Here is a 16,978-nt window from a genome sequence, read left to right on the forward strand (position 1 = left end):
GCACGGGCCGGTCATCCATGCGGTGACCAAAGCCGCTGCGACACGCGGCGCTCGCACCGGTGCAAGGCTGACCGATGCGCGTGCGCTCGACCCGGCGCTGGTCGCCGTCCCCGCCGACCCCGAAGGCGATGCCGCGGTGGTGCAGCGGCTCGCGCACTGGGCGGGGCGCTGGTCGCCGCTGGTCGAAATTGACGGCGATGGATTGAGGCTCGACGCCACCGGAGTCGCGCATCTATTCGGCGGGGAGCAGGCGCTGGTTCGCGACATCCAAACGCGCCTTGCCCGGTTCGGCCTAACCGCGCGCATCGCGATTGCTCCGACGGCGGCGACCGCATGGGCACTGGCGCATTACGCGCCCTGCATTTGCACGGACGATTGCGAAGCGAAGCTGGCTCCGCTGCACGTGTCGGCCCTCCGCCTCGACGCCGACACCGTCCGGATGCTCGAACGGCTCGGCCTCAAGACCATCGACGCGCTGATGGGCGTGCCGCGCCTCGCGCTCGCGCGGCGGTTCCGCGGAGCCGAGGACGTTGTCGACGCGCTCGATCGGATGCTCGGCCGGAAGGCCCAAGCGCTGACTGCGGTCGCGGCCGATCCGCCGCCTTGCGCCGCCCTTCGGCTGGAGGAGCCGGCGGCGCATCCCGATGCGGCGAGCCAGGCGCTCGAGCGATTGATCCCGGAGCTGGTACGGCAATTGCAGCAACGGCATCTCGGCGCTCGGCGGCTGTCGCTCCACGGCTTTCGAGTCGACGGCAGCGTCGCGGTTGCGAGCGTCGCCACGACAATTGCGAGCCGCGAGCCGAAGCATCTCGCCCGGCTGCTCGCCGACAAGGCCGCGGCGCTCGATCCGGAATTCGGCTTCGACACGTTCGCGCTGACGGCGGAGTGGACGGAGGACTTGCGCGCCGCGCAGGAAAGCCTGGTCGAGGAGCCGTCGGGGACACGCGAGCTGGCGCGGCTGGTCGACCGGCTGACGGTGAAGCTCGGGCCGCGCGCGGTGCGACGGCCGGAGCCCCGCGAGAGTCATCTCCCGGAGCGGGCGAGCGGGTGGATGGCGGCTGTCCTCAGCCCCTCTCCCCTTGCGGGAGAGGGGCTCAATAACCGTCCCCAACGCCTCCTCGACCGGCCCGAGGCCATCGACGTCATCTACGCGACGCCCGAAGGCATGCCGCGGCGGTTCGTGTGGCGCCGCGCGGTGCACGACATCGCCCGCGCCGAAGGGCCCGAGCGGATCGCGCCGGAGTGGTGGCGTCAGCCGTCCTCCGCCCGGCTGCGCGATTATTATCGAGTCGAGGACAGCCAGGGCCGCCGCTACTGGATCTACCGCGAAGGCGTGATCGGCGACGGCCGCGGCGGGCTGCCGGGCTGGTTCATCCACGGGCTGTTCGGGTGATGAGTCGCTATCCCGCCATTGCGACCCCGGATTCAGTCCGGGGGAAGCAATCGAGCAAGATTGTTTCGTGTGGGTTCATTGCCTGGGCCCCGGTCTTCGCCGGGGTACACAGTCGTGCCTGAAACGGTCGGCTTCTCCCGGCTCAAGCTGGTGCCGCGCGGGGGGATGCCGCCTGCGCCGGCGGCGCCGTCGCCCTATGTCGAGCTTGGCGTCACCTCGCCTTTTTCGTTCCTGCGCGGGGCGTCGGATGCGATCGAGCTGGTACTGGCGGCGCTCAGCCAAGGCTATGACGCCATCGGCATCGCCGACCGCAACACGCTCGCCGGCGTGGTGCGGATGCACAGCGCGTGCACCGGCGCCGGAATCCGGCCGCTGATCGGCTGCCGGCTCGATTTGACCGATGCTCCGAGCCTCCTTGCCTATCCCATCGATCGCGAAAGCTATGGGCGCCTGTCGCGGCTGCTCAGCCTCGGCAAGATGCGCGCGGAGAAAGGCGCGTGCGAACTGTCGCTGCAGGACGTGGGCGAGCACCAGGCAGGCATCGCCTTCATCGCCTGGCCTCCCGACGATCTCGACGCTTTCGAAGCCGAGCTGCCGCGGCTTCGTGACGCCATTCCATCGCTCCGCCATGTCGCGGCGAGCTGGCTTTACCGCGGCGGCGACGCTGCGCGGATCGAGCGGCTCGACCGGATCGCGAAGGCGAACGGCTGCGCAATCCTCGCGACCAACGACGTCCATTACCATGCGCCCGATCGCCGCCCGCTGCAGGACGTCGTCACCTGCATCCGCGAGAAGACAACGATCGTCAGGGCCGGTTACTTGCTGAACCCCAACGCCGAGCGGCACCTCAAATCGCCGGCCGAGATGATCCGGCTGTTCGAGCGCTGGCCGCACGCGATTGAAGCGACGCGCGAATTCGCCGACTCGCTCCACTTCAGCCTGGACGAGCTGCGCTACGAATATCCGCGCGAGACGGTGCCCGACGGGCGCACGCCGCAGCAGCATCTCGAGCATCTGACGTGGCACGGCGCGCACGCACGCTGGGGCAAGCGCGTGCCTTACAAGGTGCTGACCCAGCTCAACCGCGAGCTGGCGCTGATCGAGAAGCTCGATTTCGCGCGCTACTTCCTGACGGTCCACGAGATCGTCGCGTTCGCGCGCAGCCTCGACCCGCCGATCCTGTGCCAGGGGCGCGGCTCGGCGGCGAACAGCGCGGTCTGCTATTGCCTCGGCATCACCGCGGTCGACCCCGCGACCAGCGACCTGCTGTTCGAGCGCTTCATTTCCGAGGAGCGCAAGGAGCCGCCCGACATCGACGTCGATTTCGAGCACGAACGGCGCGAGGAGGTAATCCAGCACATCTACCAGAAATACGGTCGTGACCGTGCCGGGATCGCCGCGACCGTGATCCACTACCGCCCGCGCTCTGCGATCCGCGAGGTCGGCAAGGTGATGGGCCTTTCCGAAGACGTGTGCGGCGCGCTCGCCTCGACCATCTGGGGCCATATGGAGGCGGAGCTCGAGGAGACTCGCGCCGGCGACGCCGGCCTCGACCTTTCCGACCCGCACCTCAAGCGCACCGTCAAGCTCGCCGAGCAGCTGGTCGGGATGCCACGCCATTTGTCGCAGCACGTCGGCGGCTTCATCCTCACCGAGCGGCCGCTGACCGAGACGGTGCCGATCGGCAACGGCGCGATGGACGACCGCACCTTCATCGAATGGGACAAGGACGACATCGACGAGCTTGGCGTTTTGAAGATCGACGTGCTCGCGCTCGGCATGCTGACCTGCATCCGCAAATGCTTCGACCTGGTCGAGCAGCATCATGGCGAGCGGTGGGAGCTGGCGACCGTCCCGCAGGAGGTGCCGCAAGTTTACGACATGCTGTGCCGCGGGGATTCGCTCGGCGTGTTCCAGGTCGAAAGCCGGGCGCAGATGAACATGTTGCCACGGCTCAAGCCGCGCTGCTTCTACGACCTCGTGATCGAGGTCGCGATCGTGCGGCCCGGGCCGATCCAGGGCGACATGGTGCACCCCTATCTGAAGCGGCGCGGCGGCAAGGAGCCGGTGACTTTCCCCTGCCCCGATCCCGAGCATGGCCCGCCCGATGAGCTCGAGAAGATCCTCGGGCGGACGCTCGGCGTGCCGATTTTCCAGGAGCAGGCGATGAAGATCGCGATCGACGCGGCGCGATTCAGCGCGGCGGAGGCCAACCAATTGCGCAAGGCCATGGCGACGTTCCGGTCGAAGGGGAAGATCGAGACGCTCGAGGAGATGATGGTCGGGCGGATGGTCGCTCGCGGCTATGACGCGGATTTCGCGCAGCGCTGCTTCGACCAGATCAAGGGCTTCGGCGAATATGGCTTCCCCGAAAGCCACGCGGCGAGCTTCGCGCATTTGGTCTACGTCTCGAGCTGGCTGCGGTGGAAATATCCCGCGGCGTTCGCCTGTGCTTTGCTCAATTCGCAGCCGATGGGCTTCTACGCGCCGGCGCAGATCGTCCGCGATGCCCGCGAGCATGGCGTCGAAGTGCGCGAGGTCGACGTAAATCATTCAGATTGGGACTGCACGCTCGAGGATGGCGCACTGAGGCTCGGCTTACGGCAGATCGATGGCCTGCATCTGGAATCGGCGCGACGCGTCGTGGCTCGCCGCCCCTACGCCACCGTCGAAGAGCTTCGCAGCCGCGGCCGCGTGCCGGTTCATGCGATCCAGCGGCTCGCTGCCGCCGATGCGTTCCGGTCGATGGGGCTCGACCGCCGCGCGGCCCTGTGGGACTCGCGCGCGCTGCGTCAGGCACCGGACCTGCCGCTGTTCGCTTATTCCGAGGCCCGCGACGAGGGCGGCGAAGAGACACCTGCCCAGCTCCCGACGATGCCGCTCGCCGAGCATGTGATCAGCGATTATCAGACCATCCGCCTCAGCCTGAAAGCGCACCCGATGCACTTCCTGCGAGCGCATTATGCAGCGCAGAGATTCGTCACCGCCGAGCAGCTGGCCTCGCTCAAGGACGGCAAGCGGCTGTCGATGGCGGGCGTGGTACTGATCCGCCAGCGGCCGGGCACGTCGAAAGGCGTGGTCTTCATCACCATCGAGGACGAGACCGGAATCGCCAACCTCGTCGTCTGGCCAGCGCTGTTCGAGAAGCAGCGCAGGATTGTAATGGGCGCTCGGCTGATGGCGGTGCACGGCGTCGTGCAGCGCGACCCCGACAGCGAAGTCATCCACGTCGTCGCCGGCGGACTTGAGGACCATACCCATCTGCTGAGCCGCCTCAGCGACGATTCGCCGCTGCCCTCGAGGCTAGAAAAGGCCGACCATGCGGGGAGCTGGGGCCGTCCCCAAAGCCGCCACCCGCGCAACGTCGAGATCATCCCCAAAAGCCGCGATTTTCATTAGCAGGTTCATGCCAGCGCAAGCTGAGCGTGCGATTTCCGCCGCAAATCAGGTCTAAGAGAGCGCAATGAAACGGTTTTTGCTCACACTTGCAGGGCTCGCGGTCGCCCTTGCGCCAGCTTCGGCGTTCGCCAAGAGCGCGCTCGAGGGCCGGTGGAAGAACGGCTCGATGGAGATTCTCATCGCCCCGTGCGGCGACAGCCTGTGCGGCCGGGTCGTCAAGGCGTCTGAAAAGCAGCAGAGGAAGGCTCAGCGCGGCAGCGGCACCAAGCTGCTCGGCGCGCGCGTGATCGACGACATCCGGCCCTCGGGCCCCGGCAAATGGACCGCCGACGTGTTCGTCGCCAGCCGCGACATGAACGTCCGCGGCAGGGTCGAACAAGCCGGCCCCAACCGGCTGACGGTTCGCGGCTGCGTGCTCGGCGTGATCTGCAAAACGACGCACTGGGACCGGATCGGCTGAATCGCCGAGCCGCCGCGCGCGCCGCGACGCAGGTGGCCGGCGTCAATCCGCGGACGGAACCGCCGACGGCATCGTAAATGTGAAGCGAGTCTCTTCGGCGGTCGAGCTGACATCGAGGCTGCCGCCGTGCGCCTTGGCAATCTCCGAAGCGATGAACAGCCCCAGACCGAGGCCATTTCGGCTCGGCCTCGCATCCCCCCGGAAAAACGGCTGGAACAACCGGCCGCGCGCTTGTTCGGGGATCGGCTCGCCGGCATTGGCCACCGAGAGGACGAAATGTTCGCCGTCCGATGCCGCTTCAAACCGGATCGGCTGGTCGACCGCGCCGTGGGTCACCGCGTTCGCCAGCAGGTTCGACGCAAGCTGCCCGATGCGGCCGCGATCGCAGTGCAGCGGTTCATCGATATCGAGTCGCGCCTCGATGGCGTGTTCCGGCGCGACCACGCGCATCTCGGCGATCACCTGCTCGAGCACCGGCGTTAGCGGTGCATCGGCATTCCGCTCCACAATCAAGCCGCCGCCGAGACTCCCGCGCGCGAGATCCAGCACTTCATCAATCAGGTTGGATGCCCGAGCGGCACTCTTCTCCATCTCCGAAAGGATGCTTCGTCCGCGATCGGAGATCTGCTCGCGCTGCCGCAACAAGCGGATGCCCGCCGCGAGCGCCGCCACGGGATTGCGCAGGTCATGCCCGAGCACGGCGATGAACTGCTCCCGGGCCAGAGCAGCTTCGCCATGGGCCCTTGATTCCCTCTCCGCCCGTGCCTTGGCGTCGAGCAGGCTGCGTTCGTAGGCGCGGCGGTCGACCGCCTTGAACAGAGTGAGGCGGGTGAACAGGTGACCGCCGCCGGTATCGCGCTTCTCGGCAGCATTGGCGATGGTCGGGATCTTCTCGCCGCCTGCCGTCAGCAGATCGAGCGCGATTTCGTGGACATGGCCCTGCATCCGCAACAGGGGCGCGAGGTGCGTCTCGACCGCAATCCTGCCGCCAAAAGCGAGGATGTCGTTGAGCGGTTTCCCAAGCAACTCGCCGGGCTTCCAGCCGAGCCAGTCGGAAAGCGTCCGGTTCGCCCTTACGATCCTGCCGTCAGGTGAAACGGAAACGTAGCCGCACGGCGCCGTTTCGTAGAGATCCTCGAGATCTTCAGCTGGGAATTGATCAGACAAACTCGCGAATCGCCGCAGCTACTTCTTCTGGCGCGCTGAGGTTCGGACAATGGCCCGTCGCGCGCAACAGGCGGAAAACGCTGTCGGGCACGTTGGCATGAACATATTCGCCCACCTCCATCGGCGCGATGATGTCACTGCTGCACTGCAGGATGAGCGTCCGCGCCTGGATCGCAGCCAGGTCGCCGCGGTTGTCCGAGAGGAAGGTGACGCGCGCGAAGTCGCGTGCGATTTCGGGATCCGTGCGGCAGAAGCTGTTTTCGAGCCGCTCGCCGAGCTCCGGGCGGTCGGGGTTGCCCATGATCGCGGGCGCCATCGCCGCCGACCAGCCGAGATGGTTGTCCGCGAGGAACTGGAGCAGCTCGTCGATCTGGTCCCTCGAGAAGCCGCCGCGATATCCCTCGTCGTCGATATAGCGGGGAGAAGGGCCCACCATCACGAGATCGGAGAACATCTCCGGCGCCTCGAGGCTTGCGATTGCCCCGATCATCGCGCTGACCGAATGGCCGACGAAAATCGCGCTGCGAAGCCCCAGCGCCCGCCCGATCTCGACCACGTCGCGGGCATATCCGGTGAGGCTGGAATAGCGCTCGGCATCGTAAGCATTGAGATCCGAACCGCCGTGCCCGACATAGTCGAACAGCACCACTCGAAAGTCGTGGTCGAAGGTCCGGGCTACCGGTTCCCACATGCTTTGATCGCAGCCGAAGCCATGCGCGAACATGATCGTCCGCGTGCCCGAGCCGGAGACGTGCACATTGTTTCGGCGAAGAACGGCTTCTGCGGAAACTTCCATCGGAGCGCCCTACCAGACTGATAATTAAACGCGAATCTCGCTCGTGAGGAGCGGCAGCAGGTCCTTTCCGATGTCGCCGGCGGTGACGGCGGCCTGAAGCGCGCTCATTTCATCCGCCCAATAGCGGTCGGCGGCGAAATGCGGCGACAGGGCGCGCACGGCCGCGTGCACCTCCCGCAGCTTCGGCGAGGTCCTAAGCGGCGCGTGATAGTCGATGCCCTCGGCACCGGCCATCAGCTCGACCGCGATCACGCCGGCGGCGTTGCGCGCGACCTGGGCCGCCTTTCGCGCCGCGATAGGCGCCATCGAGACATGATCCTCCTGTCCCGCCGACGTCGGGATCGAATCGACGCTCGCCGGGAAGGCGAAGCTCTTGTTCTCGCTGACCAGCGCGGCGGCGGTGACCTGCGGGATCATCAGCCCTGAATTCACGCCCGAATCCTCGGTCAGGAACGCCGGCAAGCCGCTCATCTTGGGGTCGACCAGCACGCTGACCCGCCGCTCGGAGATCGAGCCGACCTCGCACAGGGCCATGGTGATGATGTCCGCCGCGAAGGCGACGGGCTGCGCGTGGAAATTTCCGCCGGAGATGGCGCTATCTTCGTCGGCAAAGACGATCGGGTTGTCGGTTACCGCGCCGGCTTCGATCGTGAGCGTGCGCGCGGCATTTTCGAGCAGGTCGAGCGCGGCGCCCATCACCTGCGGCTGGCAGCGGAAGCTGTACGGGTCCTGGACTCGGTCGCACTTGACGTGGCTGACGAGGATCTCGCTGCCCTGGATCAGCTCGTGGATCGCCGCGGCGACGCGAACCTGCCCCGGCTGCCCGCGGAGCGCCGAGACGCGCGGGTCGAACGGCTTGGCGCTGCCCTTGAGCGCGTCGACCGACATCGCGCCGGCGGCGATCGCGGCTGCAAAGACGCGCTCCCCGTTGAACAAGGCATCGAGCGCGAGCGCGGTGCTCGCCTGCGTGCCGTTGATCAGCGCGAGTCCCTCTTTTGGACCAAGCTGAAGCGGCTCGAGGCCGATTTTCTGCAACGCCGCGCCGGCTGCCATTACATCGCCTCGAACCTCGATCCGGCCGTAGCCCATCAGCGCCGCGATGAGATGCGCGAGGGGGGCAAGGTCGCCGCTGGCGCCGACGCTCCCCTGCGACGGGATGAGCGGCATCGCGTCTTCATCCAGCAAGCGTTGCAGCGCGTCGATGACCAAGATGCGCACGCCCGAATGGCCGCGCCCGAGCCCGAGCAGCTTGAGGACGATCATTAGCCGGGTGACGTGGCGCGGCAGCGGGTCGCCGAGACCGGCGCTGTGCGACAGGATCAGGTTGCTCTGGAGCTCGGCCAGCCGGTCGTCAGGAATGCGCGTGTTCGCGAGCAGTCCGAAGCCGGTGTTGACGCCGTAGACGGTGTCGCCGCTCGCGACGATCCGTTCGACGGCCGCGGCGGAAGTGGCGATGCGCTCCATCGACGCGTCGTCGAGGCGAGCTTCCGAGCCGGACCAGAGCTGGCGGAGCTGATCGAGTGTTACGTCTTCGGGAGTGAGTCTGAGCACGGGCTGACCTCTAGCGTCGCCGGCGCGTCAGCGCCGCAATTTGTTCACACGAAGGCACAAAGGAGGGAAGAAGGCACGAAGTTGTCTACGCACTCTTCGTGGCTTTGCTTCTACTTCGTGCCTTCATGTGAAACATTTTTTCTGGGCTCCTGCCTTCGCAGGAGCACTAACCGATCATCGGCAAATCCAGCTCCTGCTCTCGCGCGCAGTCGATGGCGATTTCATAGCCCGCGTCGGCGTGGCGCATCACCCCGGTGGCGGGGTCGTTCCACAGCACGCGTTTCAGCCGCCGCGCGGCGTCGTCGGTGCCGTCGGCGACGATCACCATGCCGGCGTGCTGCGAATAGCCCATGCCGACCCCGCCGCCGTGGTGGAGCGACACCCAGGTCGCCCCCGACGCCGTGTTGAGAAGCGCGTTGAGGAGCGGCCAGTCGCTGACCGCGTCGCTCCCGTCCCTCATGCTCTCCGTCTCGCGATTGGGCGAGGCGACGCTGCCGCTGTCGAGATGGTCGCGGCCGATGACGATCGGCGCGGAAACTTCGCCCGAGCGCACCATCTCGTTGAACGCCACGCCGAGCTTGTCGCGCTGTCCAAGCCCGACCCAGCAGATGCGCGCCGGAAGGCCCTGGAAGGCGATCCGCTCGCGCGCCATGTCGAGCCAGCGGTGGAGGTGCGGGTCGTCGGGGATCAGCTCCTTCACCTTGGCGTCGGTGCGATAAATGTCCTCGGGATCCCCGGACAGCGCGACCCAGCGGAACGGGCCGACGCCGCGGCAAAAGAGCGGGCGGACATAGGCGGGGACGAAGCCGGGGAAGTCGAACGCGTTCGTGACGCCGGCGTCATAGGCTTCCTGGCGGATGTTGTTGCCATAATCGAAGGTCGGGACGCCCATCGCGTTGTAGGCGAGCATCGCTTCGACATGGCGGGCAATCGATCGCTTCGCCGCGGCAGCGACGGCGGCCGAATCGCGCTCGTGCATCTCCTGCCATTTTGCGACGGACCAGCCGACGGGGCAGTAGCCGTTCGCCGGATCGTGCGCGCTGGTCTGGTCGGTGACCGCGTCGGGGCGGATGCCGCGCTCCAGCATCTCGGGCACGATCTCGGCTGCATTGCCGAGCAGGCCGACGCTGGTCGGCTCGGTCGCACTGCGGATGATCTCCAGCGCCTCGTCGATACTGGTCGCGCGCTGGTCGAGATAGCGCGTCTCGAGACGCTTCTCAATGCGGCTTTCCTGCACCTCGATCGCGATACAGTGCGCGCCGGCCATCACCGCGGCGAGCGGCTGGGCGCCGCCCATTCCGCCGAGGCCGGCGGTCAGGATCCACTTGCCCTTGAGGTCGCCGCCATAATGCTGGCGGCCCATCTCCGCGAAGGTCTCGTACGTGCCCTGGACGATGCCCTGCGTGCCGATGTAGATCCACGAGCCGGCGGTCATCTGGCCGTACATCATGAGGCCCTTGCGATCGAGCTCGTTGAACACGTCCCAGGTCGCCCATTTGGGCACTAGGTTGGAGTTGGCGATGAGCACGCGCGGCGCATCCTTGTGCGTGCGGAACACGCCGACCGGCTTGCCGGACTGGACGAGCAGGGTCTGGTCTTCCTCGAGCCGCTCGAGCACCTCGACGATCTTGTCGTAGCATTGCCAGTTGCGCGCCGCGCGGCCGATCCCGCCGTAAACCACAAGGCTCTGCGGATCCTCGGCGACCTCGTCGTCGAGATTGTTCATCAGCATCCGCACCGCGGCTTCGGTGGTCCAGCTTTTGGCCACGATGGCGCTGCCGCGGCGGGCGCGGATGTGGCGGCTGTTGTCGCGTCTGTCGGTCAGGAGTCTGCTCCGTTGAAAATGCGCCGTTCGGGGCCCGGCAGGCCGACCCAATAGCCGAGCTCGGCGAGCGATTCGATGCGCCAGGCGCAGAGGTCTGCCTGCTTGCCCGCCGCGATGCTTCCAACGCTGTGCGCGAGCCCGAGCGCGCGGGCGGCATTGGTCGTCATCCCGGCGAGCGCTTCTTCGGGCGTCAGGCCGAACAGGGTGCACGCCATGTTCATCGCCAGAGTCGGCGACAGCAAAGGCGAGGTGCCGGGGTTGCAGTCGGTGGCGATCGCGATCGGAACCTTGTGCTTGCGCAGCAGCGCGACGGGCGGTGTCTTCTTTTCCTGCAGCGCGTAATAAGCGCCAGGCAGCAGCACCGCGACCGTGCCCGCAGCGGCCATCGCCTTCGCGCCCGCTTCGTCGAGATGCTCGAGATGGTCGGCCGACAGCGCGCGATATTGCGCGGCGAGCGCGGCGCCATGCTGGTTCGACAATTGTTCGGCGTGGAGCCGGACGCGCAGGCCGTGGTGCGCGGCGGCCTTGAACAGGCGCTCCACTTCCTCGGGCGTGAAGGCGATCGTTTCGCAGAACGCATCCACGCTCGTCGCCAGGCCCTGCTTCGCGGCGGCCGGGATCAACTTGTCGACAACGTCGCCCACATATTGCGCGCGCCGGTCGCGCTTGTCGGCGGGGAGCGCGTGAAGTGCGAGCAGGGTCGGGACAATCCGCACCGCTTCGCCTTCGCCGAGCTCGCCCGCGATCTTCAGCAGCCTCAGCTCGCTCGCGGGGTCGAGGCCATAGCCGGACTTGACCTCGACCGTGGTGCAGCCGCCGCGCATCAGCGCGTGGAGGCGGCGGCGGCTTTGCTCGAGCAGCTGCTCGTCGGATGCCGCCGCAGTGCGCTTGACGGTCGCTCCAATGCCGCCACCGGCCTCGGCGATCTGCTCGTAGGTGGCGCCGGCCCGACGCATCGCATGCTCGTCGGCGCGCGTGCCGCCGAAGACGAGATGCGTGTGGCAGTCGATCAGGCCCGGCGTCAGCCAGGCGCCGCCGAGCGCGTCGACCCTCCTTGCGCGGAAGCCTGCGAGCTCGGTGCGCTTGCCGACGCGCACGATCTTGCCGTCCGCGACTCCGATGGCGCCATTCTCGATCAGGCCGAGCGGATTGCCCGGGCTCTCCACAAAGGTCGCGATGTTGCAGTCGACGAGCAGCCGGTCCCACATGATTTGGCCTTAGCCGGGCGGGTTGCTACGGCAAAGAGATGAGCTGGCCTAACCTCTCCGAGCTTTTCGAACATGACGGCGCGAAGGTGCCGATCGGGCTTGTCGGAGCGCCGCTGGCGGCGGGATCGGTCACGCCGGGCGCATGCGACAAGGCGCCGGAGCTGCTGCGCCGCACGTTCAAACGCATCGGCCGCTATGATGTCGAGATCGGACGCGCCTTGTTCACGCCGGTTCGCGATCGCGGCGACGTCGGGCTCGATGGACTTACGATCGAACAGGCCACGGCCCCGATCCGCGACGCGGTCGCCGCGAGCCTTGAGGATCATGCGCTGACTTTGCTCGCGGGCGGCAACAATGCGGTCACGCGGCCCGCCGTGCTCGCGCTCGGCGTGCCGCTCAGCCAAGTCGGCCTGATCACGCTCGACGCCCATTTCGACATGCGCGAACTCGACGACGGTCTCAGCAACGGCAATCCGGTGCGCGCGCTCATGGAGGACGGGCTGCCGGGGCGAAACATCGCGCAGATCGGACTGGCGAGCTTCGCCAATACCGCCAAGATGCACCGCGACGCGCTCGACGCCGGCAACCTCGTCGTCAGCATCGAGGAGGTGCGGCGCGACGGGATCCGGAAGGCGGTCGAGCTGGCGATGGAGCATATGAAGGTCGCGGACGCGATCGTGCTCGATTGCGACATCGACGTGATCGACCGCGCACAGATGCCCGGCGCTCCCGGTGCCCGGCCAGGCGGGATGCACGTCAGCGATTTCTACTGGGCGGTGCGGCGGATCGCGACGCATCACCGGGTGCGGGTGATCGACCTCACCGAATGGGATCCCTCGCTCGATCCGACCGACCTAAGCGCGCTGACAGCCGCGCGCTGGGTCGCGGAGTGCATCGCCGGGTTCGAGAGCCGCTAGCCGGATCGTGACACTCACGCAGCGCTAAAGCGTTGCGCTCCCGATTGTCGGGAGTGTCGGACATGAAGCTTAACGCCAAAACGATCTTCAAGGGCTATGCCTACGCCTGGCTCACGCTCGGATTCTTCCTCGGTTCGCTCGTGCTCCATTGGTGGTTCGGCTGGAAGGCCTTCGTCGACGAGGCCGCGACGCATCATCAGGCGCCGGAAATGAACAGCTATCTCGCGGAGATGCTGCGGGACACGTTCGAGAACTGGCAGTCCGAATTCCTCCAGCTTCTCTGGCAGGTCGTCGGCCTCGCCTATTTCCTCTACCTAGGCTCGCCGAGCAGCCACGAGAATGACGACCGGCTGGAAGCCAAGGTCGATGCGCTTCTCCATTTCCAGGGGGATCGCGGCAAGGAGATCATCGTCCAGCTCGACCGCCACTTCATGCGGCATCCGCGCGAGCGGCAGCCGGCTGTTGGGGACGATGAGCTCGACAGGCTCTTGCGCGGCGAACGGCCGCCGATGGTCTAGGTGCGCCGGCCTTTGGCCGAGAGCGTACGAAAGGTGATGGAGAAGCGCAAATCGTCGCCGGGGACGATCCTGTGCTCCCACTCCCAACGCACCTCGCCGGCCAGCAAATAGGCCGAGCGCGGCGCGACATCTAGAGCTGCGCGATCGAACCCGCCGGGCGTGCGCCGGCGAAAGCGCAAGGTGGCCGGCGTGAGGAGCGAGAAGCCGACCACCTTCTCGAACACGTCGCGGTCGCGGTGCCAGCCGATGCCGGCACCGCGATCGTAGCGGGCGAGTAGGACGTGAACGAAGTCGTCGGGCGCAACCTCGGCACATTCAGCGGCGGTTTCGCCAAGCGGCGTCAGCCACTCGGGGATGGGCTCGGTCGGCGAGAAGCTCGCGTCGTCGAAATCGTAGCGCCAGCCGAAGCTCTGAGTCTTGCGGTTGCCGAGCCAGCCGTGGAAGCGGAACGGCGACAGGTCGGCGGCGACGAGATGCTCGACCAGCACCGCTTCCTCGGCCTCGGTGATGACCTGCTCGCGATAGGCGAGGCCGGCGATCAGCGACGCGTCGAATAGTAGCTTCATGGCCCGAACAGCTCCTCGAGCTGCGATGGGCGAAGCTCGGGCGCGAGCTGGTCATAGGTGCACTGTTCCGGGTCCTTGTCGGGCCGCCAGCGAACGAAGCCGGTGCCGTGACGGAAACGGCCACTCGTCATCTGGTCGTAACGGACCTCGACCACCAACACCGGCTCGAGCGGCTCCCAGACCATCGAGCGCTGGCTGTTCCACCGGCTTGGCCCTCCCGGCGCGCTTCCGGTGAAGCCCGGAGGCTCGATCAGCGCTTCGAGCTTTTTGGTGAGTGCCGGACGCTCCTTTGCGGGGATGGCGGAAGTGAAACCGACATGGTTGAGCAGGCCCCGGTCGTCGTAAAGGCCAAGCAGGAGGGAGCCGACTTCCTTCTTCTTCTCGGCATAGCGGAAGCCGCCGACGACGCAGTCCGCCGTGCGCTGATGCTTGACCTTGATCATCGCCCGCTCGCCCGAGCGATATTCGAGACCTGTCCGCTTTGCGATCACGCCGTCGAGCGCGCCGCCGCTTCGATGAAGCCACTGCACGGCTGTGTCCCGGTCGTGGGTGACCGGCGACAGATGCAGTCCCGCGACCTCGTTCCTCGCGAAGAACGCCTCGAGCGCCTCGCGCCGGCTGGCCAGCGGCTCGGCGGTCAGGTTCTTGCCGCCCAGCTCGAGCGCATCGAACAGCATCAGCTCGGCCGGATGCTCTGCGGCGAGCTTGCGGACGCGGCTCTCCGCCGGGTGAAGCCGCAGCTGGAGCGCATCGAACGACAGCGCGTCGCCGACCGGAATGATGATCTCGCCGTCGAGCAGGAACTGCTTGTCCTCCAATCGGCCGAGCATCTCGACGACGTCGGGGAAGTAGCGGCCGAGCGGCTTGCCCGACTTGGACGTCAGCGTCACCTCGTCGCCATCGCGGCGCGCAAGGCAGCGGAACCCGTCCCACTTCGGCTCGAACTGCCAGCCGTCGCCCTCGGGCAGCTCGGCGGCGAGCAACGCTTCCATCGGTGCGGGAACGGGCGGCGGCTTGGCCATGCGCTGACAATCGCGCAGCGCTTGCAGTCGTTCCCGCGGCTGTTACGCTGCCGGTCTGACATCGGGGGGACGAACATGGCATTCGATCCGAACGCCGCGACCGCGCGCTACATCGACAGCCTCGGACCGGCGGCGCTTCAGAAGGCGCACGATTACACGGTTGGCAAAGAGTGGATGCTGCTGTGGTCGCTGCTGGTGGCGGCGCTTGTCACCTGGCTGATCGTCCGCTCCGGAATTCTCGACCGTCTCGAGGCGAAGCTCGCCGGCAAGCGCCGCAACGTCAGCGCACTGCTGGTCGCGTTCGCCTATTTCGTCATCTCGGCGATCCTGACGCTGCCTTGGGCGATCTACGCCGACTGGTGGCGCGAGAAGAGCTACGGCCGCACTGCGCAGCCCTTGTCCGACTGGCTGCTGCAGCTCGGCATCGCCACCGCCATCAGCGCCATCGTCGGGGCCTTGTTCTTCATGGGCGTCTACTGGCTGATGCGGCGCGCGGGGAGGCGCTGGTGGATCTGGTCCGGCGTGCTCGCTGCGGTGGCCTTCACGTTCGTGATCCTGCTCGCGCCCGTGCTGATCGAACCCCTGTTCAACAAATATGAGCCGGTGCCTCCGGGCCAGGTCCGCGATGCGGTCGTCGAGATGGCGCAAAAGGCCGGCATCCCGCCCGACAAGGTCTACATGTACAACGGCTCGCGCCAGTCTAACAATTTCACCGCCAATGCCGGAGGCGTCGGAAGCACGGCCCGCGTGGCCATCTCCGACGTCGCGTTCAAGAGTGCCTCGCTCGACGAAGTGCGCGCGGTGACGGGTCACGAGATCGGCCATTATGTGCTCAAGCACACCTGGTGGGGAATTCTCGTCTATTCGGTCGCGGCGATCATCCTGTTCTGGGTTGCCGACCGGACCTTCCGCTGGTTCGCGCGCCTTTTCGGGAGCTCCGCGGCGCTCGCCGATCCGCGCGGGCTGCCGGTGTTGATGTTCATGGTTTCGCTGTTCGGCCTGTTGACGCTGCCGTTCTTCAACACATTCAGCCGAACGCTCGAGAGCCAGGCCGACATGTATTCGCTGCAGACCGAGAACCGCCCGGACGCGCTGTCGACAGCGTTGGTGAAGACAGCCGAATACCGTTACCCACGGCCGGGCGCGGTGGAGGAGTTCATCTTCTACGATCATCCGTCGGTCGAGCGGCGGGTCCGCGTCGCGATGGAGTGGAAAGCCGCACATCCCGGGCCGCCGACGCAATAGGTGAAGCTTTCACATAGCCCGCCGCCGCAGCTGCATTAGCTTATGCGCTGCGGCAGCGGGGGCGCGTCATGGCCGGGCAGTTCACCATCGACAGCGGCGACACGGCGTGGATGCTGGTTGCAACGGCGCTGGTGATGCTGATGCTCGTCCCCGGGCTGGCGCTGTTTTATGGCGGCTTGGTCCGCGCCAAGAACCTGCTGTCCGTGATGAGCCAAGTGCTCGGGATCACGGCTGTCGCCATCCTGACGTGGGTGCTGTGGGGCTACAGCCTCGCGTTCTACGACGGCAATGTGGTGATCGGCGGCCTCGGCAAGGCCGGCCTGGCGGGCGTGGACGCCGACAGCCTGTGGCCCGTCGGGAACGGCGGCAAGGCAATCCCCGAGCTGCTGTTCGCGGCCTTCCAGATGAGCTTCGCCGCAATAACGGGAGCATTGGTCATCGGCGCGCTGGTCGAACGGGTGCGCTTCGGTGCGATCATGCTGTTCGCGATGCTTTGGCTGACCATCGTCTACGCGCCGCTCGCGCACATGGTCTGGGCAAGCAGCGGCTTGCTGTTCAGGTTCGGCGCAATCGACTTCGCCGGCGGGACCGTGGTGCACATCAACGCGGGCGTCGCGGGGCTGGTCGGTGTCGCCTTCGCCGGCGCGCGCATCGGCCATCTCAGGGAAGCGATGCCGCCGCATTCGCTGGCGCTGACGATGATCGGCGCAGGGCTTCTGTGGGTTGGCTGGTTCGGGTTCAATGCGGGCTCGGCGCTCGAGGCGAACGGCCTCGCCGCGGTGGCCATGGTCAATACGTTCGTCGCCCCGGCCGCCGGACTGCTCGCCTGGATGGGCGCGGAGCGGCTGGTGTCGGGCAAGCCGTCGATGCTCGGCGGCGCGTCGGGCGCGGTCGCGGGACTGGTCGCGGTG

Annotated in this window: 14 protein-coding genes; 7 read left to right on the forward strand and 7 right to left on the reverse strand. The window is 67.0% G+C overall.

From position 1 onward, the window contains the following. The 3 genes from GH737_RS06735 to GH737_RS06745 form a co-directional block, all read left to right on the forward strand. On the forward strand, window positions 1-1,393 hold a 1,393-nt coding region (locus GH737_RS06735), incomplete at its 5' end, for a Y-family DNA polymerase (RefSeq protein WP_338061771.1). A gap of 165 nt (window positions 1,394-1,558) precedes the next feature. Further along, window positions 1,559-4,792, forward strand: a complete 3,234-nt coding sequence (locus GH737_RS06740; RefSeq protein ID WP_155264093.1) for an error-prone DNA polymerase — start codon at window positions 1,559-1,561, stop codon at window positions 4,790-4,792. Between the two features lie 64 nt (window positions 4,793-4,856). Continuing rightward, window positions 4,857-5,252, forward strand: coding sequence for a DUF2147 domain-containing protein (locus tag GH737_RS06745; RefSeq protein ID WP_155264083.1), 396 nt, complete (start codon window positions 4,857-4,859; stop codon window positions 5,250-5,252). A 42-nt stretch (window positions 5,253-5,294) separates the two neighbouring features. Here GH737_RS06745 and GH737_RS06750 read toward each other — a convergent pair whose 3' ends face one another. From GH737_RS06750 to hutI, 5 genes are all read right to left on the reverse strand, one after another. Further along, a complete protein-coding gene (locus GH737_RS06750) occupies window positions 5,295-6,419 on the reverse strand; it encodes a PAS domain-containing sensor histidine kinase (RefSeq protein WP_155264084.1) in 1,125 nt (374 codons plus the stop codon). Then, window positions 6,412-7,215, reverse strand: coding sequence for an alpha/beta fold hydrolase (locus GH737_RS06755; protein WP_155264085.1), 804 nt, complete (start codon window positions 7,213-7,215; stop codon window positions 6,412-6,414). The genes GH737_RS06750 and GH737_RS06755 overlap by 8 nt, the downstream gene beginning before the upstream one ends. A gap of 24 nt (window positions 7,216-7,239) precedes the next feature. Continuing rightward, a complete protein-coding gene (gene hutH, locus GH737_RS06760) occupies window positions 7,240-8,766 on the reverse strand; it encodes a histidine ammonia-lyase (RefSeq protein WP_155264086.1) in 1,527 nt (508 codons plus the stop codon). 166 nt (window positions 8,767-8,932) lie between these two features. Beyond that, window positions 8,933-10,591 carry a urocanate hydratase gene (gene hutU, locus GH737_RS06765; protein ID WP_155264094.1) on the reverse strand — a complete coding sequence of 553 codons (1,659 nt, stop codon included), beginning with the start codon at window positions 10,589-10,591 and terminating at the stop codon, window positions 8,933-8,935. Continuing rightward, complete coding sequence (hutI, locus tag GH737_RS06770) at window positions 10,588-11,802, reverse strand: imidazolonepropionase (protein ID WP_420853424.1); 1,215 nt, start codon at window positions 11,800-11,802, stop codon at window positions 10,588-10,590. Before hutI ends, hutU begins: the two co-directional genes overlap by 4 nt. 35 nt (window positions 11,803-11,837) lie before the next feature. On the opposite strand from hutI, the gene GH737_RS06775 reads away from it, so the two are divergent. Together GH737_RS06775 and GH737_RS06780 are read left to right on the forward strand one after the other, a co-directional pair. Further along, window positions 11,838-12,716: an arginase family protein gene (locus tag GH737_RS06775; RefSeq protein ID WP_155264088.1), complete on the forward strand. Its 879-nt coding sequence runs from the start codon at window positions 11,838-11,840 to the stop codon at window positions 12,714-12,716. A 62-nt stretch (window positions 12,717-12,778) separates the two neighbouring features. Continuing rightward, the gene (locus GH737_RS06780) at window positions 12,779-13,234 is read left to right on the forward strand and encodes a DUF6766 family protein (RefSeq protein ID WP_230558672.1); all 456 of its coding nucleotides are present in this window, start codon (window positions 12,779-12,781) and stop codon (window positions 13,232-13,234) included. Here the strand turns inward: GH737_RS06780 and GH737_RS06785 are convergent. Together GH737_RS06785 and GH737_RS06790 are read right to left on the reverse strand one after the other, a co-directional pair. Continuing rightward, window positions 13,231-13,800 carry an alpha-ketoglutarate-dependent dioxygenase AlkB gene (locus GH737_RS06785; RefSeq protein ID WP_155264089.1) on the reverse strand — a complete coding sequence of 190 codons (570 nt, stop codon included), beginning with the start codon at window positions 13,798-13,800 and terminating at the stop codon, window positions 13,231-13,233. The genes GH737_RS06780 and GH737_RS06785 overlap by 4 nt on opposite strands. Continuing rightward, window positions 13,797-14,822 (reverse strand): ATP-dependent DNA ligase, encoded by a 1,026-nt coding sequence (locus GH737_RS06790; protein WP_155264090.1) that lies wholly within the window; start codon window positions 14,820-14,822, stop codon window positions 13,797-13,799. The genes GH737_RS06785 and GH737_RS06790 overlap by 4 nt, the downstream gene beginning before the upstream one ends. Before the next feature lie 75 nt (window positions 14,823-14,897). Between GH737_RS06790 and GH737_RS06795 the strand changes: the two genes are divergently transcribed. Together GH737_RS06795 and GH737_RS06800 are read left to right on the forward strand one after the other, a co-directional pair. Then, entirely contained in the window at window positions 14,898-16,067 is a 1,170-nt protein-coding gene (locus GH737_RS06795; RefSeq protein WP_155264091.1) for a M48 family metallopeptidase, read from the forward strand. A 68-nt stretch (window positions 16,068-16,135) separates the two neighbouring features. Beyond that, window positions 16,136-16,978: ammonium transporter (locus GH737_RS06800; RefSeq protein ID WP_196233021.1), on the forward strand; the 843-nt coding region annotated here is incomplete at its 3' end.

Source organism: Sphingomonas segetis, from assembly GCF_009720245.1.
GTDB lineage: Bacteria > Pseudomonadota > Alphaproteobacteria > Sphingomonadales > Sphingomonadaceae > Sphingomicrobium > Sphingomicrobium segetis.

Bases quoted from the DNA above. Each gene is read 5' to 3' on its own strand.
- GH737_RS06740 (WP_155264093.1), top strand. From the start codon at position 1,559: ATGCCGCCTGCGCCGGCGGCGCCGTCGCCCTATGTCGAGCTTGGCGTC.
- GH737_RS06745 (WP_155264083.1), top strand. From the start codon at position 4,857: ATGAAACGGTTTTTGCTCACACTTGCAGGGCTCGCGGTCGCCCTTGCG.
- GH737_RS06755 (WP_155264085.1), bottom strand. From the start codon at position 7,215: ATGGAAGTTTCCGCAGAAGCCGTTCTTCGCCGAAACAATGTGCACGTC.
- GH737_RS06775 (WP_155264088.1), top strand. From the start codon at position 11,838: ATGAGCTGGCCTAACCTCTCCGAGCTTTTCGAACATGACGGCGCGAAG.
- GH737_RS06780 (WP_230558672.1), top strand. From the start codon at position 12,779: ATGAAGCTTAACGCCAAAACGATCTTCAAGGGCTATGCCTACGCCTGG.
- GH737_RS06785 (WP_155264089.1), bottom strand. From the start codon at position 13,800: ATGAAGCTACTATTCGACGCGTCGCTGATCGCCGGCCTCGCCTATCGC.
- GH737_RS06790 (WP_155264090.1), bottom strand. From the start codon at position 14,822: ATGGCCAAGCCGCCGCCCGTTCCCGCACCGATGGAAGCGTTGCTCGCC.
- GH737_RS06795 (WP_155264091.1), top strand. From the start codon at position 14,898: ATGGCATTCGATCCGAACGCCGCGACCGCGCGCTACATCGACAGCCTC.